The organism is Neorhizobium alkalisoli (genome assembly GCF_007829835.1).
In the GTDB taxonomy this organism is placed as follows: Bacteria; Pseudomonadota; Alphaproteobacteria; order Rhizobiales; family Rhizobiaceae; genus Neorhizobium.
The window spans coordinates 1,233,807-1,255,915 of sequence record NZ_VIWP01000001.1; the positions used below are offsets into that span (position 1 = coordinate 1,233,807).

Sequence of the window (22,109 nt, forward strand, 5' to 3'; positions counted from 1 at the left end):
TGAAGATCGTGAATTCTATCAGTTGCCGCGGGCGGTCCTCACAGCTTCGGCCAGACCGGCCATGGACGTGAAATGGTAATCGGGCTTGGTGAACTGCGCCGGTTCGATCGTGCCGCCATAGCCCTTCTGCGCATGACGCCGCTCGATCCAGCAATTGGTCATGCCGAGTTCGCGCGACACGCCGATATCGTGATACTGGCTCTGGGCGACATGCAGGATGTCAGCCTTGTCGCCGCCATCCTTGGCCACGAAGTCGAACACCTGATGGAAGAAGGCCGGGTCGGGCTTTTCCGTGCCGGTATCATCGGCCGTAAAAGCGGCATAAAACGGATTGCCGAGCGCTTCGGAGAAATATTCGAAAGCCCAGCGACGGGCGTTCGTCATGGCGATCAGGCGGTAGTTTTTCGCCAGCTCCGCCATGGCCGCCGCACTGTCGGGAAACGCCTTCCAGGCCTTGGCGGACTCCTTAAGGCGAATTCCATAAGCCTCTTCGACCGGCAGGCCGAGTTTTGGCGCGATTGCGAGGTAGACGCGCACCAGATCGTCGGGAAAGAGGTCGGCATTTTCGGAATAACGAGCGGCGCGATAGAGCGAAAGCGCCTCTTCACTGTCGATCGTGACCTTGGCCTCGGCGGCAATTGCCTGCAGGCAGGTCGTCAGACCGCCTTCGAAATCGATCAGCGTGCCGACCACGTCAAAGCTCATGTACTTGAATTCGGTTAGAGATTTCGTCAATTCCATATCCCCAGTTGATGTCGCCGGATGGCCTTACGGGCCGCCTGCGAAAGAATATGCTGTTCCCGACCTTGGCTTCTTCTGTCGAAAATCCCGGATTTTCGGGGCTTCAAGGTCTTGTTAACTGGAATACTGACAGTTCAGCGGAACGATTTTCGCCGAATCGGCCATGCAGTCCGGCACAAAATTCCGAAATCGGGCTGCTGACGGTATTTCAGCCGGCAGCACCGATACCGGTCTTCAGCCTTTTACGGCCTTGCGCACATCCGGATCTTCGAGCGTCTGATCGAGCGTCTTTTTCGTCCGTTCGATGATCGCGTCGATATCCGCTTCCGTGCAGCAAAGCGGCGGCGCGTAACCGAGAATGCCATTGGCGAAGGCGCGGATGATCAGGCCATTATCCCAGGCCCGATCGAAGACGCGGCGGGCTGGGACGGATTCGGCGGGAAGCGGCGTCTTCGCGATCTTGTCGGTCACAAGTTCGACTGCCGCCAGCATGCCGCGACCGCGCACCTCGCCGACAAGAGGGTGATCCTTCAGGCTTTCGAGGCCGGCCATCAGCCGCGCCCCGGCTTTGATGCCGTTTTCCAGCAGGCCGCCTTCGTAGAGTTTCAGTACTTCCAGGCCGACGGCGGCGCTGACCGGATGAGCCGAATAGGTATAGCCGTGGCCGACCGCCGAAGCGCCGGCGCCATCGGCGATCACCTGGTAGACATGGTCAGCCATGAACACGGCGCCCATCGGCACATAACCCGAAGTCAGGCCCTTGGCAGTCGTCATGAAATCCGGAACGACCTCGTCTTCGGTGCAGGCAAACAGCGGCCCGGTGCGGCCGAAGCCGGTGATGACTTCGTCAGCCACGAACAGGATGCCGTATTCCTTGCAGAGATTGCGGATGGCCTTCATCCAGCCCTTGGGCGGGACGATGACGCCGCCGGATCCCTGGATCGGCTCCATGTAAAAAGCGGCGACACGATCGGCGCCGACCTCTTCGATTTTCGCCTTCAGAGCGGTCAGCGAGGCGTTGATGATGGCCTGCGGATCCTGCCCGACCGGGTTGCGATAAGGGTAGGGCGACGGAATTTTGTGCTGCCAGTCGAAGGGAATGCCGAAACCGGCATGGAAATTCGGCAGGGCGGTCAGGCCGGCACCGACGGTGGACGAACCGTGATAACCCTGTTCGACCGAGATGAACTGGTCACGCTGCGGCTGGCTCTTGGCAAACCAGTAATAGCGGATGAAGCGGACCGTGCTGTCGACGGCATCCGAGCCGCCAAGCGTGAAATAGACATGGTCGAGATCGCCCGGCGCGCGTTCGGCAAGTTCTGCCGCGAGCCGGATCGCCGATTCAGACCCCATCCCGAAATAGGCGGTGGCGTAGGGAAGCTCGCGCATCTGGCGGGCGGCCGCCTCGACGATCGAATCGTGGCCGTAACCGGCATTGACGCACCAGAGACCGGCAAAACCGTCGACCAGCTGGCGCCCCTGCGCGTCGGTGACGGTCGCGCCCTTGGCAGAGGTCAGAACCCGCACGCCCTGCTGTTCATGGCCGTGAAACGACGAGACGGGATGAACCAGATGGGCGCGATCGAGTTCGATGAGCGAATTGCTGAGCATGATATTCTCCGGATCAGCCGAGGGCCTGGTTGGCCAGTGCGAAAGTGGTGAAGGTCGAGATCGTCGGGGCCGCAGTGGCCGGGCGCGCCATGGCGACGCCGCCGCCGACATGTGCAAGCGAGTGTTCGGAAAGCCAGGCGCCAAGCTCGGCATTACCGGTATCGAGCCTGAGAAAGGCGCCCACCCTGCTGCTCATGAAATGCGCGACGAGGGCTTTGGCATCATCGAGAGAAGTTGCAACGACGGGTCCGACGACCTCGCCGCGACCGAAGTTGCGGATACAGGCGAAGCCCGCGATCCTGCCGTCGCGGCGAATGACGGCGAATTCGCCGATCTCGGCAAGCTTTGCCATCAGCGAGGAGCGGTCGGCTCCGAAGGCATTCTGGTCCATGGTAGTTATCTCGGACAGATCGGCTGCTGTTGCCGCCTCGGTCCGGGCTGGTGCCGCAAGCGCGCCCACGGTCCCCTGATGTTGAAATACCCGACCGATCTCGCGAAATCCGAGCTTTTCATAGAGCGGCAGGCCATCGGCGGTCGCGATCAGTCGGAGAGGCCGCTCGCCGCCGAGGCTCAGTGCCTCGTCCATGAGCCGGCGTCCAACGCCACGGCCGCGCAGGCTGGCATCGACGATGACCATGTTGATCGTGGCGCAGTCTTTTCCATAAGGGGTCATCAAGGCCGTGCCGACGACCTTGCCCGTGTCGTCCACGGCGACGACGCCCTGGCTCAGATGCCGGGCGACCTGCCAGTCCTCGGCCCGGTGCGGCCAGCCGGCTTCGCGCGACAGATGGACTGCGCCATCGAGGTGCTCCGCTCCAAACGCTCTGGTTTCGATCTCGCCGGCCTGCATGGAAGATGGTCTCCGTTTCGGCTTCAAGTGTCGAGGCGAAAAGGCCGGACGATTATCCGAAGGCGGTGCCGGCGACGGTATCTTTCGCCAAAGCAGCGGGGCGGGACCGCATCTTATGCCGTGGGATCGCCGGCACGGTCGGAAAATACCCCTCCGACAGCCATCCGAAACGGCCGGATCCGCAAACAAATGCCAAACGGGCGCCGTGATACGAAACTTTCTGCTTCGGATTCCGGCAAATCAGTCGGCGATGATGCCGGAAGCGGCCTTATGATCGTGTCATCACCGAAAGGCTCGATGGGCCATCACGCAAGGACGAAGCGCATGACGACATTCCGCCCGAAATACATCACCTTCGACTGCCACGGCACGCTCATCAACTTCCAGATGGCTGAAGCTGCCCGCGATCTTTACGGTGAGCGTCTCGCAGAGCCGGCCATGCAGAAGTTCATCAGGAACTTTGCCGCCTACCGCCTGGACGAGATCATGGGTGACTGGAAGCCCTATGCTGATGTCGTCTACAATTCGCTGGAGCGCAGCTGCAAGGCAAACGGCGTGTCCTTCAAGGACGAGGACGCCAGGATGGTCTATGAGCGCGTTCCGACCTGGGGTCCGCATGCCGACGTTCCGGCAGGTCTTGCCAAGGTCGCCAAGGAAATCCCGCTCGTCATCCTGTCGAACGCGATGGACGACCAAATCCCGTCCAACGTCGCCAAGCTCGGTGCGCCTTTCCACGCCGTCTACACCGCCCAGCAGGCCAATGCCTACAAGCCGCGCTTCCAGGCTTTCGAATACATGTTCGATATGCTCGGCTGCGGCCCGGAAGATATCCTGCATTGCTCCTCGTCATTCCGCTACGATCTGATGTCGGCGCATGATCTCGGCATCAAGAACAAGGTCTGGGTCAATCGCGGTCACGAGCCGGCCAATCCCTTCTATGGTTATACGGAAATCGCCGACATTTCCGGCCTGCCGGGCGTCGTCGGTCTCTAACGGAAAGGCGAGAGCCGATGAAATACGTCTCCTACTGGCATGATACGGCGCCCCGGTTTACGGGCGCCGTCGAAGGCGCGATCGAAGGTCATTACGACGTTGCCGTTGTCGGCGGCGGCTTTACCGGGCTTGGCGCGGCAAGGCAGCTCGCCATGGCCGGCGCCAAGGTCATCGTGCTGGAGGCGGAAACCGTCGGTTACGGCGCCTCCGGCCGCAACGGCGGTCATCTGAACAACGGCCTCGCCCACAGCTACCTCTCGGCCAAGCAGGAGCTCGGCAAGGAGCGGGCGATCGCCCTCTACAAGGCGCTGGACGCTTCCATCGACACGCTGGAAGCGATCATCGCCGAGGAAGGTATAGACTGCAATTTCCGCCGCGCCGGCAAGCTGAAGCTCGCCTCAAAGCCCCAGCATTTCGAAGGACTTGCGAAGAATTTCGAGGCTGTTCATGCGGAAGTCGATCCGGATACGGCCTTGCTGTCGCCCGGTGATCTGAGGGGCGAGATCGGCTCGCCTTTCCATGGCGCCATGCTGTCGAAGAAGAGCGCCATGATGCATATGGGGCGTTACGTCGTCGGCCTCGCGGAAGCTGCAAAACGGCGCGGTGCCATCATCGTCGAGAGGGCGACCGTCACCGATATTTCGAAATCGGGTGGCCGAAGCCTGCTCAAGACGGCCAAGGGAACCGTGACCGCCGATAACGTGCTGATGGCGAGCGGTGCCTATACGCCGCCGAATTTCGGCTATTTCCGCCGGCGTATCATGGCCGTCGGCAGTTTCATCATCGCCACGCGACCGCTGACCGACCAGGAGATCGCCGCGACGATGCCGGGCAACCGGACATGCGTGAACAGCATGAATATCGGCAATTATTGGCGTCTCTCGCCGGATAACCGGCTGATCTTCGGTGGCCGGGCGCGTTTTTCCGCAACATCGGACCAGCGTTCCGACGCAAAGAGCGGCGCCATCCTGCGCGAAAGCCTGACCCGCATCTTCCCGCAGCTTGCCCATGTCGAAATCGACTATTGCTGGGGGGGATTGGTGGATATCACCAAGGACCGTTATCCTCGCGCCGGTTTCCACGATGGCTTATGGTACGCGATGGGCTATTCCGGTCACGGCGCGCAACTGTCCACCCATCTCGGCATGACGATCGCCGATGCAATCCTCGGCCGGCCGGACAGAAATCCGGTCAAGGGGCTGGAATGGCCGGCCGTACCGGGTCATTTCGGCAAGCCGTGGTTCCTGCCTTTCGTCGGCATGTATTACAAGATGCTGGACAAGATCCAGTAAGCGGAACGATCACCATCGGTGGAAATGAAAAAGGTGGGCTGCGATTGCGGCCCACCTTTTTTCGTGCTGTCGATAGAAGTAGGGCGGCTCAGTTGAGCCCGCCCATATGGAATGTCTTCACTTCCAGGTACTCGTCGATCCCGAGCTGCGAGCCTTCGCGGCCGAGGCCGGATTGCTTGACGCCGCCGAAGGGGGCGACCTCGGTCGAGATCAGGCCGGTATTCAGGCCGACCATGCCGAATTCCAGTGCCTCGCCCACCCGCCAGGCGCGCTTGAGGCTTTCCGTGTAGAAATAGGCGGCGAGACCGAACGGCGTGCCGTTGGCGATTGCAATGGCCTCTTCTTCGGTTTCGAAACGGAAGAGCGGCGCGACCGGACCAAACGTCTCTTCGCTGGCAAGCTGCATGTCGGTCGTGGCGCCAGTCAGGACGACCGGGGCCGTGTACTGGCTGCCCGCCGGCAGGTTCGGCTTGGCGGTCACGACCTTGGCGCCTTTGGCAAGTGCGTCTTCGACATGGCGGTTGATCTTGGCGATTGCCGCACTGTTGATCATCGGCCCGATCGACACGCCCGCCTCCGTGCCGGGGCCGACCTTCATCGCATCGACGCGCTCCGTCAGCTTCTCGGCAAACCGGTCATAAATGCCGGCCTGGACCAGAATGCGGTTGGCGCAGACGCAGGTCTGGCCGCCATTGCGGAATTTCGAGATGATCGCACCTTCGACGGCCAGATCGAGATCCGCGTCATCGAAGACGATGAAGGGCGCGTTGCCGCCGAGTTCCAGCGACAGCCGCTTGATGCTATCGGCAGCACCCCGCATCAGCAGGGAGCCGACCGGCGTCGAGCCGGTGAAGGAGATCTTTCGCACCGTCGTATTGGCCATGATCTCATTGCCGATTTCCTTCGGCATGCCCGTGACGATGTTGACGACGCCAGCCGGAATGCCGGCCATTTCGGCCAGAACGCCGAGCGCCAGCGCCGAATAGGGCGTGAATTCCGAAGGCTTGACCACGACCGTGCAGCCCGCCGCGAGTGCCGGGGCGATCTTGCGGGTGATCATCGCGTTCGGGAAATTCCAGGGCGTGATGATGCCGCAGACACCGACCGGCTCCTTTAATACGACGATGCGGCGATCCGGCGTCGGCGAGGGAATGGTTGAGCCGCCGATGCGGCGTGCCTCTTCTGCAAACCATTTGACGAAGGAGGCGCCATAGCGGATTTCGCCGCGCGCCTCATCCAGCGGCTTGCCCTGTTCGGTCGTCAGTATCAGCGCCAGGTCTTCCAGATGCTCGTGCATCAGGGCGTACCAGGTTTCGAGCAGCGCGGCGCGCTCGGCATGGGTCTTTTTCCTCCATGCCGGATAGGCCTTGTTCGCGGCTTCGATTGCCGCGCGCGTCTCGTCGCCACCCATGTCCGGAACGGTGCCGATCACCGCCTGGCTTGCCGGATCGAGGACATCGACCGTCTTGCCCGAGCCGGCAGCGATCCAGCTTCCGCCGATCAGGCCCTGCTGGCGAAACAGGGAAGGGAGCTTCAAATTCAGCATGTGTCGGATCCTTCGATCTGATGGTTAGAGCGCAGCGAGCAGGGCTGCGGTAATGGCGTCCGTCTTGTCCTTGCCGGGAACGGTGCCGATGCCGCTTGCGGTCACGGCCTCGATCGCCTTCATGACGGCGGCAGCGGCAGCCTTTTCGCCGAGATGGTCGAGCATCATCGCGCCCGACCAGACGGTGGCGATCGGGTTGGCGATGCCGAGATGGGCAATGTCGGGCGCCGAGCCATGTACCGGCTCGAACATGGACGGCGCATTGCGCTCCGGGTTGATATTGGCCGAGGCCGCAAAGCCGAGGCCGCCCTGGATGGCAGCACCAAGATCGGTCAGGATATCGCCGAACAGGTTGGAGGCGACCACGACATCGAGCGTTTCGGGCGCCATCACCATCCGCGCCGCCATGGCATCGATATGGTAGCTCGTCACCTCGACATCCGGATATTCGGCCGAAAGCTGTTTCGTGACGTCGTCCCAGAACACCATCGAATATTTCTGGGCATTGGACTTGGTGACCGAAGCAAGCTTCTTGCGCCGCGCGCGGGCCTGTTCAAAAGCGAAGCGCAGGATGCGCTCGACACCCTTGCGGGTGAAGATCGAGGTTTCGACTGCCACCTCGTCGTCCGTACCCTGATGGATACGGCCGCCGGCGCCCGAATATTCACCCTCGGTGTTTTCGCGGATGCAGAGAATGTCGAAAGCGGTCGCCTTCAGCGGGCCTTCGACGCCGGCAAGCAGCCGGTGCGGGCGGATATTGGCATATTGCACAAAACTCTTGCGGATCGGCAGGAGCAGGCCATGCAGCGAGACCGAATCCGGCACTTCCGCAGGCCAGCCGACCGCGCCAAGCAGGATGGCGTCAAAACTGCGCAGCGTCTCGATGCCATCCGCCGGCATCATCGCGCCGGTCTCCTTGTAGAAGGCGCAGGACCAGGGGAAATCGGTGCCTTCAAGGCCAAAACCATGGGCGCCGGCCGCCTTTTGCAGCACGGACCATGCAGCGGCCACCATGTCGCGGCCAATGCCGTCGCCGGGGATCAGGGCAATCTTGTGTGTTGTCATGTTCTTCAAATTCCTCAGAGGCTGATCAGGACGCTCTTGCTCTTGCGATTGGCCTGGAAGGCTTCCCGGCCGAGATCCTTGCCGATGCCGGACTGCTTGTAGCCGCCGGTCGGCAGGATATGGTCGCGCGAGCGGCCATAGCGGTTGACCCAGATTGTGCCGGCCTGCAGCTGGCGGGTAAGGCGGATGGCGCGCGAAAGATCGCTGGTGAAGAGACCCGCGGCCAGTCCGTAGCTCGGGTGGTCGGCAAGGCTCATGGCCTCTTCTTCACCCTCGAAGGTCTGCAGCGTCAGCACGGGGCCGAAAATTTCCTCGACGACGGCGGGAGAGTTCTGGTCGATGCCGGCCACAAGCGTCGGCGCATAAAAATATCCCGGCATTTCGATGGAACGGCCACCGGTGAGGCATTCCGCACCCGCGGAAACGGAGGCCGCGATAATGTCGTCGATACGCTGGCGCTGCTTTTCCGAAATGATCGGCGAATACTGGCTCGCCGAATCCCAGGTCGGACCGGGGACGATGGTTGCCATTTTCCTGCGGATCGCGTCGATCAGCGCCGGGGCGATGCTCTTCTCGACGATCAGACGCGAGCCGGCGACACAGGCCTGGCCAGCATTGCTGGTAATGCTCGCCGTCACCGCCGCCGCCGCCTTTTCAATATCCGCATCGGCAAAGACGATCTGCGGGCTCTTGCCGCCGAGTTCCAGCGTCATCGGCTTGACGCCGGTGCGGGCGATGTTTTCCATGATTGCCGAGCCGGCACGGGTGGAGCCGGTAAAGCTGACCTTGGCGATATCGGGATGGCCGGTGATCGCATTGCCGGTGGTCATGCCATCGCCGAGCACGATATTGATCAGACCCGCCGGGATGCCTGCCTGTACCGCAAGCTCCGCCAGCCGGATGGTTGAGAACGGCGTCATTTCGGATGGTTTCAGTACGACCGCATTGCCGGCGGCAAGAGCGGGGCCGAGCTTCCATGCCGCCATGTTGATCGGGAAATTCCAGGGCGTGATCGCGCCGACGACGCCATAGGGTTCGGTCATGATCATGCCGAGATTGCCGTCATCCGTCGGCACGAGGTCGCTGCCTTCCTTGTCGGCGAATTCGGCGAAGAAACGGATCTGCTCGGCCGAAATGCCGATATCGCCATCGACCAGATGGCCGACCGGGCGGGTCGAGGAAAGGGCTTCGAGCTTTGCCAGTTCCACGGCGTTCTGTTCGATAAGGTCCGCCCAGCGATGCAGCGCCTTCAGACGCTCGCGCGGGCGGATACCGCCCCAGTTGCTGTCCTTCAGGGCCTTTTTCGCCGTCTGCACCGCCTGATCGACAAGATCTGCGCTGGCGACCGGACAATCGGCATAGGCCTTGCCGTCCGAAGGGCGGTGCATGGCGATAACGCCTTCGGCCGCGACCAGTCGATCGCCAATGAAGTGCCCCATCGGCAAGGCCAGACTGTCAGGATCGAAACTCAGGCTCATCGGCTCACCTCCGGTCACTTGGCGATAATCCTACCGGATCAGCCGCATGGCTTGATCCGGTAGAAGAAATGGCAACGGCGCAATCATCCGTTTTGGCACCGGTTCACGGTGTATTCTGCGGCGCGGTGGACACGGTGTCGCTGCGCCACAGGTTTACGTCTTAAGGCGTGACGACGATATAGATCTTGCGGACGGTCTCGATCGTCTTCCAGACGCCGACAAAGCCGGGCTTCATGACAAAGCTGTCGCCTGCCTTGTAGATGACCGGTTCGCCATCCTTCGGCGTGATCTCAACGACGCCTGAAATGATGTGGCAGAATTCGAAGGTTTCGCCCTTGATCGAATGTGTCAGGCCCGGCGTGGCTTCCCATACGCCGGTGCGGACAAGTTCTCCATGGGATGCGTCCTGCGCCCAGGTCTTGAATTCCGGATTGCCGGAAATCAGCCGCTCTGCCGTCGGCTTGTCTTCGCGCGGTGCAAATGAAGGATTGGTCTCTATGGTTTTGAGAAGCGACATGGCTGTTCCTTTTGGACTTTGAGTTCGGTTTCGTGGGTGTTGGTACAGAGGCCTCAGTAGCCGCGCTGGCGATCGACCAAGCCGATGGGGTCGATCCCGGCACGCAGCCGCTTGATATTGTTGGCAACCGCGACAGCCGCCGTCTGGGGCTGGGTGACGCTGGCGGTATAGGGCGTGATGATGATCCGCTCATGCTTCCACAGCGGATGGCCGGCGGGCAGAGGCTGCGGATCGGTTACGTCGATCACCGCGCCCGAGAGATGGCCGCTATCGAGGGCCGAAAGAAGCGCCTCGTAGTCCAGATGCTGCCCGCGCCCGACCTGTACGAGAGACGCTCCCTGAGGCAGCTGGCGAAAAATATCGGCATTGAGGAAGCCGCGGGTATCGTCGGTCAGCGGCAGGAGACATATCAGGATGTCTGTCTCAGAAAGCATCGTCCTGAGGCCGGACTCGCCGTGGAAACAGCGCACGCCCTCTATCTCGCGCGGCGAGCGGCTCCAGCCCGAAAGCGGAAAGCCAAAAGGCTTCAGCCGGTCGAAGGAAGCCTGAGCGAGGCTGCCGAGGCCCAATATGCCGATACGGCGATCGGCGGCCTGTACCGGCGGCAGGGAATTCCAGAATTCCGACTGCTTCTGCAGGATATAGGTCGGCCAGTTGCGGTGCAGGGCAAGCACTGCAAGCGTGACATATTCCTGCATCATGCGGATGATGCCGTCTTCGATCATCCGGACGATCTTAAGGTGATCCGGGATCTTAGCCGCCTGAAACTGGTCGACGCCGGCGCCGATCGAAAACACCACTTCGAGATTGCGATAACGCGACAGGTCCGGTGGTACCGTCCAGGTGATGATGTAGCGGACCGCATCCGGATCGACGCTCGCCGCATCCATGGAAAAAGGCAGGTCGGGCAGTTCACGGGCCAGGATATCGCGAAAGACCTGGCCGCGGGCGGCATCGGAGTTGAAGAGAAATGTCATGGCTGGCTTAAGTTTCTCGCTCTTCAGGTTTCGGCCCGGCATCTGTCGCCGAGCGCTTCGATCATCGCCTGGCAGGCAGCAAGCTCGCTCGCCAGGGTGAATTCATTGGGTTTATGGGCGCGCCCGATATCGCCGGGCCCGCAGATGATCGCATCGACACCCGCACGCTGGTAAAGGCCGGCCTCTGTTCCGTAGCTGACGGCGGCAAGCGGCTCGATTCCGGTCAGATCTTTCAATAGACCGGCGAGATGGGAAGCCGGGGAAAGAAGAAGCGCCGGATAGCTGCTGAGGATCTGCCAGTCGATGCCAAATCCCTTCTGCTCCAATGCGTCGGCCGCTTTCCGCACAGGCGCGAGGAGCGCCTGGGGATCTGCTGACGAGATGGCACGTGCTTCCAGCTCCATCGTGCAGAGTTCGGGAATGATGTTGACCGCCTGACCGCCGCTGATCGTGCCGATCGACAGTGAGGAATAGGACGGCTCGAATTCGGTCTCGAACGGTCCCTGCGTAAGCTCAAGGGCCGCCGCGACAGCGGCCTGCTGCACCTCGGTCATCGCGTGGATGGCATTGAGGCCGAGATCCGGTCGGGAAGAATGACCGGAGCGACCCTTCAGCGTCAGGCGCGCTGCCGCTTTCCCCTTATGGGCAAGAATGGCGCGCATGCCGCTCGGCTCGCCGATGATCGCCCCAAGCGGCGGTACGCAAAGATCGGGCAGGCGGGCAAGGAGATGCGGGACCCCGCGACATCCCGCTTCCTCGTCATAGGAGAAGGCGAGGTGGATCGGCCGGGACAGGGGGCGCGAAAGCAAAGCAGGGACGGCAGCGAGAGCCGCGGCTAAGAAGCCCTTCATGTCGCTTGTGCCGCGTCCGTAGAGCATATCGCCTTCCATTTTCACCGCGAAAGGATCACTATCCCAACCCGCCTCGGCAGCCGGTACGACATCCATATGGCCGGACAGAATGTAACCGGCCTTGTCTGCCGGGCCTATCGTCACGAAGAGATTTGCCCTGTCGCCTTCCGGCCCGGGAAGGACTTGCGCTGTTATGCCGAAAGACTTCAGATAGGCGGCAATCCATTCCACGATGGCGCCATTGGGTGTGCCGACGACCGACGGAAAGCCGACCAGCTTTTCCAGGATGTCCACGGCGCGCATCGTCATCGTTCCTGCCTCTGAAAACCGTCATTGCACATGTGGCCGCCTGTTCCTGTGGAACACGCGAACCAATTCTGACAATCAAGGTTAGAGGCATGGGAAACCAATAGCTGCCGAAAGTCGGTATGATACGGTCAAATCTTGTGTTCGACCCTGCTTTGGCAGTGAAATGTTTCGCGCCATGTCGATTAACATGGCTGCGGGATATCCGGGCTGCTCGGCCCGGAGGAGGATATACCATCTCGGCTGGATGAATGATGGATAGCGAATTACCAAGAACTTTGAATGTCGACAATTTCGAGATGCGCTTTGCCGATGTCGCGAATGTCGAGCTTTCGCAGCTGCATGCCCTGTCGATTTCGGTGGGTTGGCCTCACCGCGCTGCAGACTGGCAGCATCTTCTCGACATTGGAAAAGGTTATGTGGCGCTCGACGAGATCGGCCGTGTTGGCGCGTCCGCCATGTGGTTCCCCCATGGTCCGGACTTTACGACATTCGGCATGCTGATCACCTCTCCGAGGCTGCAGACGAACGGGACGGCCAAATGGTTGATGGAACGGATCATGGCGGATTGCGGCCATACCTGCATCCGCCTCAACTCGACACGTGATGCCCGGCGTCTCTACTCCTTGCTCGGTTTCAAGCCGAAGCGCACGGTCTATCAATGTCAGGGCACGGTTATTCCGCCCATTGCGGGGCCACTACCACTGGAAGACGGTCTCGTGCTGCGCCGGCTGGATCGCAATGATCTGGACGCCGTTATTGCCTTCGATGCTCCGGCTTTTGGTGTCGATCGCCGCGTACACATGCTGCGGCTGTTCGACAGTTCGGTAGGTTACGGCCTTTATGAAGGCCAGCAACTGCGCGCCTTTTCCATGCGCCGCCGCTTTGGAAAGGGGCATGTCGTCGGCCCGGTCATTGCCCGCAACGATGAGGACGCAATCCGGGTCACCCACCCGCATGTCGCTGCGCATATTGATGGTTTTCTGCGTCTCGACACGCATTTCGATACAGGCCCGTTCGCCACTTTCATCCAGCAATCCGGACTCGTCATCTACGACACGGTGACGACGATGGTGCGGCAGGAGGCTGCAAGCTATGGAACGGGAGAAGACGGCAATCCGGTTGTTTACGGGATGGTGTCGCAATCCCTCGGCTGATCCGCACGATCTTCTCGAGCTCATCATTGCGTGCTTTGACACAACCCTTTTGCATGCCTTGAACCTTCCATCTTTGACAGTTATATCATCCGGGTCTGCAGCACCAACAGGATGGTCGACAATGGATTTCAACCCGATCGCAACGCCACTTTGCCTTGCCATACGGGAAAACCTTGTCCATGCCGCATTCCGTTACTCTCTCCAATCTGTCCTGGTCCACGCCTGACGGTCGTCCGCTTTTCTCCGATCTGAATATCGTCTTCGGCTCCGAACGGGCCGGGCTCGTCGGCCGCAACGGCGTCGGCAAGACGACACTTCTGAACTTGATCGCAGGTGACTTGTCGCCGGCTTCAGGGTCCGTCGCGGCGCCTGCGGGCATCCACATTCTGCGCCAGAGCGTACAGGTCGCGGAAGGGGACACCGTCGCCGATCTCTTCGGTGCCCGTGATGCGCTGGCGCTGATCGAGCGTGCCCAGGCAGGCACGGCGACGCTCGAGGAGCTGGCCGATATAGACTGGATGCTGGAGCCGAATATCGAGGCGGCACTGGCGCGTTTCGGCCTCTCCATTCCTTTGTCGACGTCGCTTGCGCAACTTTCCGGCGGCCAGCGCACCCGCGCCGCGCTGGCTGCCCATGTCTATCACGCCCCCGATTTCCTGATCCTCGACGAGCCGACCAACAATCTCGACCGGGACGGGCGGGCGGCGGTGATCGAGCTTCTCGCCGGCTGGCGCCAGGGCGCGATCGTCGTCAGCCACGATCGGGAGCTTCTGGAGAATGTCGATGCGATCGTGGAGCTGACATCGCTCGGCATCAGCCGTTATGGCGGAAACTGGAACCACTACCGGGAACGCAAGGCTCTTGAGCTTGCCGCTGCCCGGCATGATCTGGCCGACGCACAGAAGCGGCTCGGCGAGGTCGAGCGCAAGGCACAGGAGACGACAGAGCGGCAGGCGCGCCGCGATGGCGCAGGAAAAAGGAAGGCGGCGGAGGGCGGTATGCCGCGAATTTCGGCCGGCGGCCGCGCCATGCGTGCGGAGCAGACGGGTGGTGAGAAGGCCGCGGCCGCAAGCCGAATGGCGGGAGAGGCGCGGGCCGATGTGTCTGCTGCCCGCGACCGCCTGGAGGTTCTCGATCCCTTCAAGGTTTCGCTGCCATCCACGGGTCTTGTCGCCTCAAGAACGGTCTTGCGGCTGGACAAGGTGACGGCGGGTTATGCAATCGATGCCCCCGTCCTCTCCGATCTTTCGCTGGCAATGACTGGTCCCGAGCGGCTTGCCGTCATCGGCTCGAACGGCACGGGCAAGACGACGCTGCTGTCCGTCATCACTGGAGGCCTGGCGCCGTTGTCAGGGTCCGTCAGGGTCGAGGTGCCATGCGCCTTTCTCGATCAGAAGGTCAGCCTGCTTCAGCCGCAGCTGTCGATCCGCGACAATTTCATGCGGCTCAATCCCGGAGCCAGCGAAAATGCCTGCCGGGCGGCTCTCGCCCGTTTCATGTTTCGTGGCGATGCCAGCCTCAGGCAAGTGGGACAATTGTCGGGTGGGCAGATGTTGCGCGCCGGCCTGGCCTGCGTCCTTGGGGGAGAAAGGCCGCCGCAACTGCTTATTCTCGACGAACCAACCAATCACCTCGATCTTGACTCCATCGCTGCCGTGGAGGCGGGGCTGGTCGCCTATGACGGTGCACTTCTGGTGGTTAGCCATGACGAAACTTTCCTCGAGGCCATCGGTATCACCCGGCGTTTTCTGCTTGGCGCGCCGCTCGGAGCGTAAAAAAAGCCGCGCCTTTTTGGGCGCGGCTCAGTTTGATCGGAGATCTGCGGGGTTTAGTGTGAAAGGGCTTTTGCCGCCTTTTCGATCACATCGGCGACCTTTTCGGGCTGGGAGGCGAAAACGGCGTGGCTTGCCGCAATCTCGGTCACGTCGCTGCCCGCACGCCTGGCCATGTCGCGTTCGAGATCGGGATTGATCGAACGGTCATGGGTAGCGACGACCGTCCAGCTCTTGCGCGTCTTCCAGGCCGGCTCGCTGATCTTCGCCGCGAAAGCCTGCTTGGCGGCAAAGACCTGCGATCTCGCCAGAAAATCAGCATCCTTCTTCGGAAGGTCGCCGGCAAAGTCACCTGCGAACGCAGCGGGGTCCAGGTAGAGATATTGCCCGTCCTTCGTTTCGCGGATGTTCATTCCGCCGGCGGGCTTGGAGCTTGCCAGATCAAACAGGCTTTCCCCCTTGTCGGGCTGGAAAGCGGCTACATAAACGAGGCCTGCAACATGGGGATTGTTGCCCGCCTCGGTGATGACCATGCCGCCATAGCTGTGGCCTACGAGGAGCGACGGTCCGTCCTGCAGGTCGAGCACGCGGTTGGTGGCGGCGACATCATCGGCGAGAGACGTGATCGGCTCCTGCACGATGGTGACGTTGAAGCCGCGGTCCACGAGGATCTCGGTTGCCTTGCGCCAGCCGGAACCATCGGCAAGGGCGCCATGCACGATGACGATGTTCTTCACCTCCGCAGCCTGTGCGGCGAAGGCGATGACGCTGGTGGCAAATGCGATGGCTGCGATGGAAATAAAACGGCGGTTCATGTCGTGATCCTTTGTTGTCTGGATGGGTGAGGGAAAGGGTTCAGCCGAAGGTGAAGGCGTAGGCCTGCACGCCGGGATCGAGGAAACGGATGGTGAAGGTTCTGGGCGTGACGCCGCCGGACTGACGGACGAGCTGGTAGAGGCGGGTGGAGGTGACCGTGCCATTGCCGTCGGCATCGATATCCGTGCCGTGGTCGGCGCCGGGCGCGTGGCCGTCGATCGTCACCTGGAAACGGACCGGTTTTCCCGAGCCATCCGGCCCCAATACGAGATGCAGGTCGCGGGCGCTGAACCGATAGATGATGGCGCCGTCGCTTTTGTCGAGGGTCGCTTCTTCCGCGCCGACAGTCCAGTTGCCGGAGAGACCCCATTCGTTGAGGCCGGGCCTGTCGATCGAATAGGTACCGGAAGAGCCGGGACGGAGGCCTTCGTTCGAGGCAAAGCCGGTGGCCTGCCGGTAACCGATATAGGTCTCGCCCGAGCGGATATCCTTCAGGTCGGCACTGGCTTCTGCGCCCTTTGCCTCGGGCTTGACGGGCGCACTGGTGGCGACGTCGCTGCCGGCCTCACGCAGTAGATCCTGTATCGCCTGTTCGGTCCGGCCATAATTGCCTTCGCCGAAATGGTGGTAGCGGATATTGCCCTTGGCATCGATCAGATAGCTGGCCGGCCAATAGCTGTTATTGAAGGCACGCCAGATTTTGTAATCATTGTCGATGGCGACGGGATAGCCGATCTTGAAGTCGGAGATTGCCTTTTTGACATTGTCGATCTTTTTCTCGAAGGCGAATTCCGGCGCATGCACGCCGATCACGACGAGACCCTGATCCTTGTATTTCTCGGCCCAGGCGCGGACATAGGGAATGGTGCGGATGCAGTTGATGCAGGAATAGGTCCAGAAATCGACGAGCACGACCTTGCCCTTCAGGGCTTCCGCGGAAAGCGGCGGCGAGTTCAGCCATTCCACGGCACCGCCCAGTGAAGGCGCGCGTCCTTCGACGGGAAGGTCGGCGTGAAACGGTTTGCCGTTGCCGGCGAGCATGGAATTGTCGGCGCTTGCGACCTCCATACCGTCTTCGCCTGGCCGGGTGTGGAGACGATCGAGAACCGCCTGTTCGAAGGAAGACGTGCTGGCATAGGACAGCTTGGCGAGGAGGCCGGTGTCGAGGCCGAGCGCGATGACGCCGACGCCTGCAATGACAGCTGCGCCAAGGACTTGGCGAATACGCTCGCCGACACCCAGGGACCGCTTCAAGGCGGCAAAGATCCGCGCACCTGCCAAGAGAGCGAGGGCAAGCGATGTGGCTGCGCCCGCAGCATAGGCGCCGAGGAGAACCGTGGTTTCAAGATTGGTGCCCTGCAGGGCGGCACCGGTCAGCACGAGACCGAGGATCGGCCCGGCGCATGGCGCCCAGAGGAGACCGGTGGCAATGCCGAGAAGGAGAGAGCCCGCGGCCGTGGGAACGCTGCCCGGCTTTCCGGCGGCATTCATCAGACGGTTACCGAGCCTGACAACGGGCTGGCTCAGGATCGTGGCGATGCGGGGAGAGATGAGGCCGAGGCCGAACAGTGCAAGGAGCAGCAGAGCGGCAAGCCGCCCGAATTCATTGGCCTCGATGGCCCAGCCACCGCCGATCGCAGCGAGCGTCGCGACGAGCGAGAATGTCGCCGCCATGCCTGCCAGCATGGGCAGCGTGCTGCGCAGGAACGGCTGTCCCGCACGGGCAAAGATGAAGGGAAGAATCGGCAGGATGCAGGGGCTCAGGATGGTGAGCGCCCCTCCGAGATAGGCAATGACGAGAAGCGTCATGATCATGTCCTCTGAAGCCCTTGGTGGATCTTGGCGCCGCCGACATGGGCGTGATCGGCAACTGCGCCAATCTGGTCGGGTGCAGGTATCCGGGATGTGTCCGGCTTCAGGGAGAAATGTATCGGAGTGTAGGAGGCGGCCCCGCCGCCACAATATGAAACGATCAGGCGGGCGGGACCGGCCATCTCGTCGTCTTTTCGCGCAGGCGAGGCAAGGTCTTTGTATCGAACTGTATCTCGGTGGCGTGCCGCTACACTTGCTTGCAGTTGAGCAGGTCGCAGGACATATCGACAATACATACGGGCTGTTTCTTGGGGATCGTCATCAACGCGAACCGGAGAAAACCCATGACCGATATGTTTCAGCTTCAACGCCGCCGCTTCTTTGGCCTGGCAGCCATGACCGTCGCAGCCGTCGAGCTCGGCGCCACGTCGCTGGCCAATGCTCAATCCGCCGCAGCCCGGTCATCCGGCAATTCGCAAGGCAGGCCGGGCGGCCATACGAAATTTGCTGCCCTGAAGCAGGTCGATGCCGGTGTCCTCAATATCGGATATGCCGAGGATGGCCCGGCAAATGGTCCCGTCGTCCTGCTCCTGCATGGATGGCCATACGACATCTACAGCTATGTCGACGTTGCGCCGATCCTTGCCGATGCCGGTTATCGGGTCATCATTCCCTATCTGCGCGGTTATGGCACGACACGGTTTCTCTCGTCCGAAACGCTGCGCAATGGCCAGCAGGCTGCCCTTGCGGTCGACATGATTGCGTTGATGGACGCACTCAAGATCGAGACTGCGATCGTTGCCGGTTATGACTGGGGTGCGCGGACGGCGGATATCATGGCCGTGCTCTGGCCGCAGCGCTTCAAGGCGCTTGTGTCGGTCAGCGGCTATCTGATCGGCAGCCAGGAGGCCAATCGCGCACCGCTTGCGCCCAAGGCCGAGCTTGCCTGGTGGTATCAGTTCTACTTCGCCACCGAACGCGGCCGCGCCGGTTACGCCGCGCATACCCATGATTTTGCGCGTCTCATCTGGCAGACGGCGTCGCCGACCTGGAAGTTCGATGACGAAACCTTCAACCGTTCCGCCAGCGCATTCGACAATCCCGACCATGTCGACATCACCATCCACAATTATCGCTGGAGGCTCGGACTGGTTGCGGGCGAGGCGAAATACGATGCCTATGAGGCGCTGCTTGCCAAGGCACCGGTGGTGACCATCCCCACCATCACCATGGAGGGAGACGCTAATGGTGCGCCGCATCCGGATCCGTCCGCCTATGCCGCCCGGTTTTCGGGACGCTACGAACATCGCACGATCGGCGGTGGCATCGGTCACAACCTGCCGCAGGAAGCGCCGGCGGAATTCGCGCGCGCGGTGCTCGACGTCGCGAAATTCTAGCCGCGGCGAATTTCCGGATGCAACAGGTCGCCGCGGTGCATTTCCCGGCTTCGCGGCGGCCATATCCGGGGCTAAATGGGAATGCCTCGACACGCAGTAAACATGAGAGGATGCGAAACCCGAGATGGAGCATATCGACCATATCCTGATCGTCGATGACGATCGCGAGATCCGTGAACTGGTGTCGAGCTATCTGAAGAAAAACGGCCTGCGCACCAGCGTCGCGGCCGATGGCCGGCAGATGCGCAGCTTCCTGGATGCCAATGCGGTGGATCTGATCGTGCTCGACGTGATGATGCCCGGCGATGACGGGCTGGTTCTCTGCCGGGAGCTGCGCGCCGGCAAGCACAAGGCAACGCCGGTCCTGATGCTGACCGCCCGAGACGACGAGATGGATCGTGTCATCGGGCTGGAAATGGGTGCGGACGACTATCTGCCGAAGCCTTTTGCGGCGCGCGAGCTTCTGGCTCGCATCAAGGCTGTTCTTCGCCGCACGAGAATGCTGCCGCCGAACCTGCAGATCAGCGAGGCGGGCCAGATCCTGACCTTCGGAACATGGCGCCTCGATACCGTCGGCCGGCATCTGCTCGATCCCGAGGGCACGGAGATTGCCCTCAGCGGCGCGGAATATCGGCTGCTCCGCGTCTTCATCGACCATCCGCAGCGCGTTCTCAACCGCGACCAGCTTTTGAACCTGACGCAAGGCCGAGATGCGGAACTGTTCGACCGCTCGATCGATCTTCTCGTCAGCCGCGTCCGCCAGCGGCTGGGCGACGACGCGCGCGAGCCGACCTATATCAAGACGGTGCGTGCGGAAGGTTATGTCTTCGCGGTGCCGGTAGAAATTTCGGAGCCCAGGACATGACGGAGCCGGCGGCGGACAAGGCGGGCCGGCATTTCGCCTTCTGGCCGGGCACCCTGCGCGCGCGCCTGTTTCTCATCCTCTTTTCGGGCCTTGCGATTGCCTATGGCCTTTCCTTCAGCATCCTGTTTTTCGAGCGCTATACATCTGCCAAGGCCGTGATGCTCGGTACGCTCGAAAGCGACCTTGCAACCTCGATTGCGGTGATCGACCGGCTGCCGGCGGCAGAACGTCCGGCATGGCTCGATCGCCTCAGCCGCGGCAACTATCGGCTGGAGCTTGGAACCGGAGTTCCGGGTGTTCCGGACATGTCGGGACGTGGAGCCGAGATCGCCGCTCGGATCGAGGACGCCGCGGGTCAAAAATTCCCGCTGAAGGTACAAGCCATTCCCGGTGAAAACGGCAGGCTGCAGGGGCATCTGACGCTTTCCGATGGTTCCCCGCTGACGATCGACGTGACACCGCGCGGTGTGATGCCGCTGGCCAGCTGGCTGCCTTATGTCTTTGCCGTGCAGATGCTGCTGCTCGTCCTTTGCACCTGGCTTGTCGTGCGTCAGGCATTCCGACCGCTCGGCGATCTCGCCGCCGCCGCCGATGCGCTTGATCCGAATGCCAAGGGCAAGCCGATCAGCGAGACCGGTCCCCGCGAAGTGGCCCATGCGGCGCGGGCGTTCAACGCCATGCGCGACCGGATCGCTCATCATCTCGAGGAGCGGGTGCAGATCCTTGCAGCCATTTCCCACGATCTCCAGACACCGATCGCCCGTATGCGGCTGCGCGTCGACATGGCGGATGAAAGCCCGGAACGCGACAAGCTCGTCAGCGACCTGCGCGAGATCGAAATGCTGGTGAAAGATGGTATTGCGTATGCGCGAAGTTCGCATGGCAATGGCGAGAAGACGTCGCGCATCGACCTTTCGTCTTTCATCGACAGCATTGCCTATGACTATCAGGATACGGGCAAGGCGGTGACAGTGATCGGTCCGGTACAGGGCACGATCACGACCAAGCCGCATGCGCTGCGACGTATCCTGACCAATGCCATCGACAACGCGGTCAAGTTTGCCGGAGCGGCAGAGTTGAATGTCGAGCGGAAGCAAAATGGCGAAACGGTCCTGACCATTCTCGATCGGGGGCCGGGTATACCCGACGAGATGCTGGAGGCCGCCATGCAGCCTTTCGTGCGGCTGGAACAGTCCCGCAACCGCGAGACCGGCGGCACGGGGCTGGGGCTTGCGATCGCGCAGCAACTGGCCACGGCCCTTGACGGCAAGGTGAAGCTTTATAATCGCGACGGCGGCGGGCTTGCTGTGGAGCTGACATTGCGATGATGACGGGGCGATGATGATGGGTGCCGGTATTCCGGCACTCATTTTTTGGATCTGCCGGGTGCCATATACTGTTTGATACATTTCACCGGTTTTCCTGAAACAGTGCAGATACTCCAGCGGGCGAAAAGCCTCCCTGTCAGCGAACAACGCTGGCCTGGCTTAAAAGGAGTTTTGCCATGCCGAAGATCGACACTGTTCTTTATACCGGACGGACCCACACCACGGGCGGGCGCGAAGGTTTCGCAAGCAGCGACGACGCTGCGCTGGAGGTAAAACTTTCTCCTCCGGGAAGCGGTCGCCCCGGCACCAATCCGGAGCAGCTGTTTGCCGCCGGCTGGTCGGCCTGCTTCATCGGCGCCATGACCCGCGCTGCCGGAACGCGGCAATTGCGGTTGCCGGCGGATGTCGCCGTCGATGCGGAGGTTGATCTTGGGACGAGCGAGGGCGAGTTCTTTTTGCAGGCCCGTCTGAATGTCAGCCTGCCGGGCATGGACCGGGATGTCGCACAGGCGATCATCCGGGATGCGCATCAGATCTGCCCCTATTCCAAGGCGACGCGCGGGAATATCGATGTCGAGCTCAATCTCGTCTGATGCGCTCTGAAAGCTCGACCAAGCGGTTCACGGTGGCCTTGCTCATCCTCACCGTCTTGATGACCCCATGTCTCCTCGACGTCACATCGAACGAGATGTCCGTCTTCGATGCAGTCGTGGCCGCCCTCACTCCGTGAGGGTG

Annotated in this window: 19 protein-coding genes; 8 read left to right on the top strand and 11 right to left on the bottom strand. The window is 61.6% G+C overall.

The features are described 5' to 3' along the window. Positions 1-18: 18 nt before the first annotated feature. From FHW37_RS05350 to FHW37_RS05360, 3 genes are all read right to left on the bottom strand, one after another. The gene (locus FHW37_RS05350) at positions 19-735 is read right to left on the bottom strand and encodes an HAD-IA family hydrolase (RefSeq protein WP_145633482.1); all 717 of its coding nucleotides are present in this window, start codon (positions 733-735) and stop codon (positions 19-21) included. 240 nt (positions 736-975) lie between these two features. Then, the gene (locus FHW37_RS05355) at positions 976-2,352 is read right to left on the bottom strand and encodes an aspartate aminotransferase family protein (protein WP_145633485.1); all 1,377 of its coding nucleotides are present in this window, start codon (positions 2,350-2,352) and stop codon (positions 976-978) included. 13 nt (positions 2,353-2,365) lie between these two features. Further along, positions 2,366-3,202, bottom strand: a complete 837-nt coding sequence (locus FHW37_RS05360) for a GNAT family N-acetyltransferase (RefSeq protein ID WP_145633488.1) — start codon at positions 3,200-3,202, stop codon at positions 2,366-2,368. A 324-nt stretch (positions 3,203-3,526) separates the two neighbouring features. Between FHW37_RS05360 and FHW37_RS05365 the strand changes: the two genes are divergently transcribed. Beyond that, complete coding sequence (locus tag FHW37_RS05365; RefSeq protein ID WP_145633491.1) at positions 3,527-4,195, top strand: haloacid dehalogenase type II; 669 nt, start codon at positions 3,527-3,529, stop codon at positions 4,193-4,195. Between the two features lie 17 nt (positions 4,196-4,212). Then, complete coding sequence (locus FHW37_RS05370; RefSeq protein ID WP_145633494.1) at positions 4,213-5,487, top strand: NAD(P)/FAD-dependent oxidoreductase; 1,275 nt, start codon at positions 4,213-4,215, stop codon at positions 5,485-5,487. Between the two features lie 88 nt (positions 5,488-5,575). On the opposite strand, the gene FHW37_RS05375 is transcribed toward FHW37_RS05370, so the two are convergent. The 6 genes from FHW37_RS05375 to argE form a co-directional block, all read right to left on the bottom strand. Then, positions 5,576-7,033: an NAD-dependent succinate-semialdehyde dehydrogenase gene (locus tag FHW37_RS05375; RefSeq protein ID WP_145633496.1), complete on the bottom strand. Its 1,458-nt coding sequence runs from the start codon at positions 7,031-7,033 to the stop codon at positions 5,576-5,578. A 24-nt stretch (positions 7,034-7,057) separates the two neighbouring features. Next, entirely contained in the window at positions 7,058-8,098 is a 1,041-nt protein-coding gene (locus FHW37_RS05380) for a tartrate dehydrogenase (protein WP_145633499.1), read from the bottom strand. Positions 8,099-8,112: 14 nt separating this feature from the next. Beyond that, a complete protein-coding gene (locus FHW37_RS05385) occupies positions 8,113-9,576 on the bottom strand; it encodes an aldehyde dehydrogenase family protein (RefSeq protein WP_145633502.1) in 1,464 nt (487 codons plus the stop codon). A 160-nt stretch (positions 9,577-9,736) separates the two neighbouring features. Beyond that, positions 9,737-10,093 (bottom strand): cupin domain-containing protein, encoded by a 357-nt coding sequence (locus FHW37_RS05390; protein ID WP_145633505.1) that lies wholly within the window; start codon positions 10,091-10,093, stop codon positions 9,737-9,739. Positions 10,094-10,146: 53 nt separating this feature from the next. Beyond that, positions 10,147-11,070 (bottom strand): 2-hydroxyacid dehydrogenase, encoded by a 924-nt coding sequence (locus FHW37_RS05395; RefSeq protein WP_145633507.1) that lies wholly within the window; start codon positions 11,068-11,070, stop codon positions 10,147-10,149. 23 nt (positions 11,071-11,093) lie between these two features. Next, complete coding sequence (gene argE / locus FHW37_RS05400) at positions 11,094-12,224, bottom strand: acetylornithine deacetylase (protein ID WP_145633510.1); 1,131 nt, start codon at positions 12,222-12,224, stop codon at positions 11,094-11,096. Between the two features lie 257 nt (positions 12,225-12,481). Between argE and FHW37_RS05405 the strand changes: the two genes are divergently transcribed. Both FHW37_RS05405 and FHW37_RS05410 read left to right on the top strand, forming a co-directional pair. Next, positions 12,482-13,384, top strand: a complete 903-nt coding sequence (locus FHW37_RS05405) for a GNAT family N-acetyltransferase (protein WP_145633877.1) — start codon at positions 12,482-12,484, stop codon at positions 13,382-13,384. A gap of 179 nt (positions 13,385-13,563) precedes the next feature. Then, positions 13,564-15,159: an ABC-F family ATP-binding cassette domain-containing protein gene (locus FHW37_RS05410; protein WP_145633513.1), complete on the top strand. Its 1,596-nt coding sequence runs from the start codon at positions 13,564-13,566 to the stop codon at positions 15,157-15,159. A gap of 53 nt (positions 15,160-15,212) precedes the next feature. Here FHW37_RS05410 and FHW37_RS05415 read toward each other — a convergent pair whose 3' ends face one another. Together FHW37_RS05415 and FHW37_RS05420 are read right to left on the bottom strand one after the other, a co-directional pair. Next, positions 15,213-15,971: an alpha/beta fold hydrolase gene (locus FHW37_RS05415; RefSeq protein ID WP_145633516.1), complete on the bottom strand. Its 759-nt coding sequence runs from the start codon at positions 15,969-15,971 to the stop codon at positions 15,213-15,215. A 40-nt stretch (positions 15,972-16,011) separates the two neighbouring features. Continuing rightward, complete coding sequence (locus FHW37_RS05420) at positions 16,012-17,781, bottom strand: cytochrome c biogenesis protein DipZ (RefSeq protein WP_186458150.1); 1,770 nt, start codon at positions 17,779-17,781, stop codon at positions 16,012-16,014. A gap of 347 nt (positions 17,782-18,128) precedes the next feature. Here FHW37_RS05420 and FHW37_RS05425 point away from each other — a divergent pair, with 347 nt between their 5' ends. The 4 genes from FHW37_RS05425 (at position 18,129) to FHW37_RS05440 (ending at position 21,967) form a co-directional block, all read left to right on the top strand. Then, positions 18,129-19,181 (top strand): alpha/beta fold hydrolase, encoded by a 1,053-nt coding sequence (locus tag FHW37_RS05425; RefSeq protein ID WP_145633518.1) that lies wholly within the window; start codon positions 18,129-18,131, stop codon positions 19,179-19,181. Between the two features lie 124 nt (positions 19,182-19,305). Further along, positions 19,306-20,046, top strand: a complete 741-nt coding sequence (locus FHW37_RS05430; RefSeq protein WP_145633521.1) for a response regulator — start codon at positions 19,306-19,308, stop codon at positions 20,044-20,046. After that, positions 20,043-21,374: an ATP-binding protein gene (locus FHW37_RS05435; protein WP_145633524.1), complete on the top strand. Its 1,332-nt coding sequence runs from the start codon at positions 20,043-20,045 to the stop codon at positions 21,372-21,374. Before FHW37_RS05430 ends, FHW37_RS05435 begins: the two co-directional genes overlap by 4 nt. 176 nt (positions 21,375-21,550) lie before the next feature. After that, positions 21,551-21,967, top strand: a complete 417-nt coding sequence (locus FHW37_RS05440; protein ID WP_145633527.1) for an organic hydroperoxide resistance protein — start codon at positions 21,551-21,553, stop codon at positions 21,965-21,967. The last annotated feature ends 142 nt before the right edge of the window (positions 21,968-22,109 follow it).

Bases quoted from the DNA above. Each gene is read 5' to 3' on its own strand.
- FHW37_RS05355 (WP_145633485.1), bottom strand. From the start codon at position 2,352: ATGCTCAGCAATTCGCTCATCGAACTCGATCGCGCCCATCTGGTTCAT.
- FHW37_RS05360 (WP_145633488.1), bottom strand. From the start codon at position 3,202: ATGCAGGCCGGCGAGATCGAAACCAGAGCGTTTGGAGCGGAGCACCTC.
- FHW37_RS05365 (WP_145633491.1), top strand. From the start codon at position 3,527: ATGACGACATTCCGCCCGAAATACATCACCTTCGACTGCCACGGCACG.
- FHW37_RS05370 (WP_145633494.1), top strand. From the start codon at position 4,213: ATGAAATACGTCTCCTACTGGCATGATACGGCGCCCCGGTTTACGGGC.
- FHW37_RS05375 (WP_145633496.1), bottom strand. From the start codon at position 7,033: ATGCTGAATTTGAAGCTCCCTTCCCTGTTTCGCCAGCAGGGCCTGATC.
- FHW37_RS05380 (WP_145633499.1), bottom strand. From the start codon at position 8,098: ATGACAACACACAAGATTGCCCTGATCCCCGGCGACGGCATTGGCCGC.
- FHW37_RS05385 (WP_145633502.1), bottom strand. From the start codon at position 9,576: ATGAGCCTGAGTTTCGATCCTGACAGTCTGGCCTTGCCGATGGGGCAC.
- FHW37_RS05390 (WP_145633505.1), bottom strand. From the start codon at position 10,093: ATGTCGCTTCTCAAAACCATAGAGACCAATCCTTCATTTGCACCGCGC.
- FHW37_RS05395 (WP_145633507.1), bottom strand. From the start codon at position 11,070: ATGACATTTCTCTTCAACTCCGATGCCGCCCGCGGCCAGGTCTTTCGC.
- argE (WP_145633510.1), bottom strand. From the start codon at position 12,224: ATGCGCGCCGTGGACATCCTGGAAAAGCTGGTCGGCTTTCCGTCGGTC.
- FHW37_RS05405 (WP_145633877.1), top strand. From the start codon at position 12,482: ATGGATAGCGAATTACCAAGAACTTTGAATGTCGACAATTTCGAGATG.
- FHW37_RS05410 (WP_145633513.1), top strand. From the start codon at position 13,564: ATGCCGCATTCCGTTACTCTCTCCAATCTGTCCTGGTCCACGCCTGAC.
- FHW37_RS05415 (WP_145633516.1), bottom strand. From the start codon at position 15,971: ATGAACCGCCGTTTTATTTCCATCGCAGCCATCGCATTTGCCACCAGC.
- FHW37_RS05420 (WP_186458150.1), bottom strand. From the start codon at position 17,781: ATGACGCTTCTCGTCATTGCCTATCTCGGAGGGGCGCTCACCATCCTG.
- FHW37_RS05425 (WP_145633518.1), top strand. From the start codon at position 18,129: ATGACCGATATGTTTCAGCTTCAACGCCGCCGCTTCTTTGGCCTGGCA.
- FHW37_RS05430 (WP_145633521.1), top strand. From the start codon at position 19,306: ATGGAGCATATCGACCATATCCTGATCGTCGATGACGATCGCGAGATC.
- FHW37_RS05435 (WP_145633524.1), top strand. From the start codon at position 20,043: ATGACGGAGCCGGCGGCGGACAAGGCGGGCCGGCATTTCGCCTTCTGG.
- FHW37_RS05440 (WP_145633527.1), top strand. From the start codon at position 21,551: ATGCCGAAGATCGACACTGTTCTTTATACCGGACGGACCCACACCACG.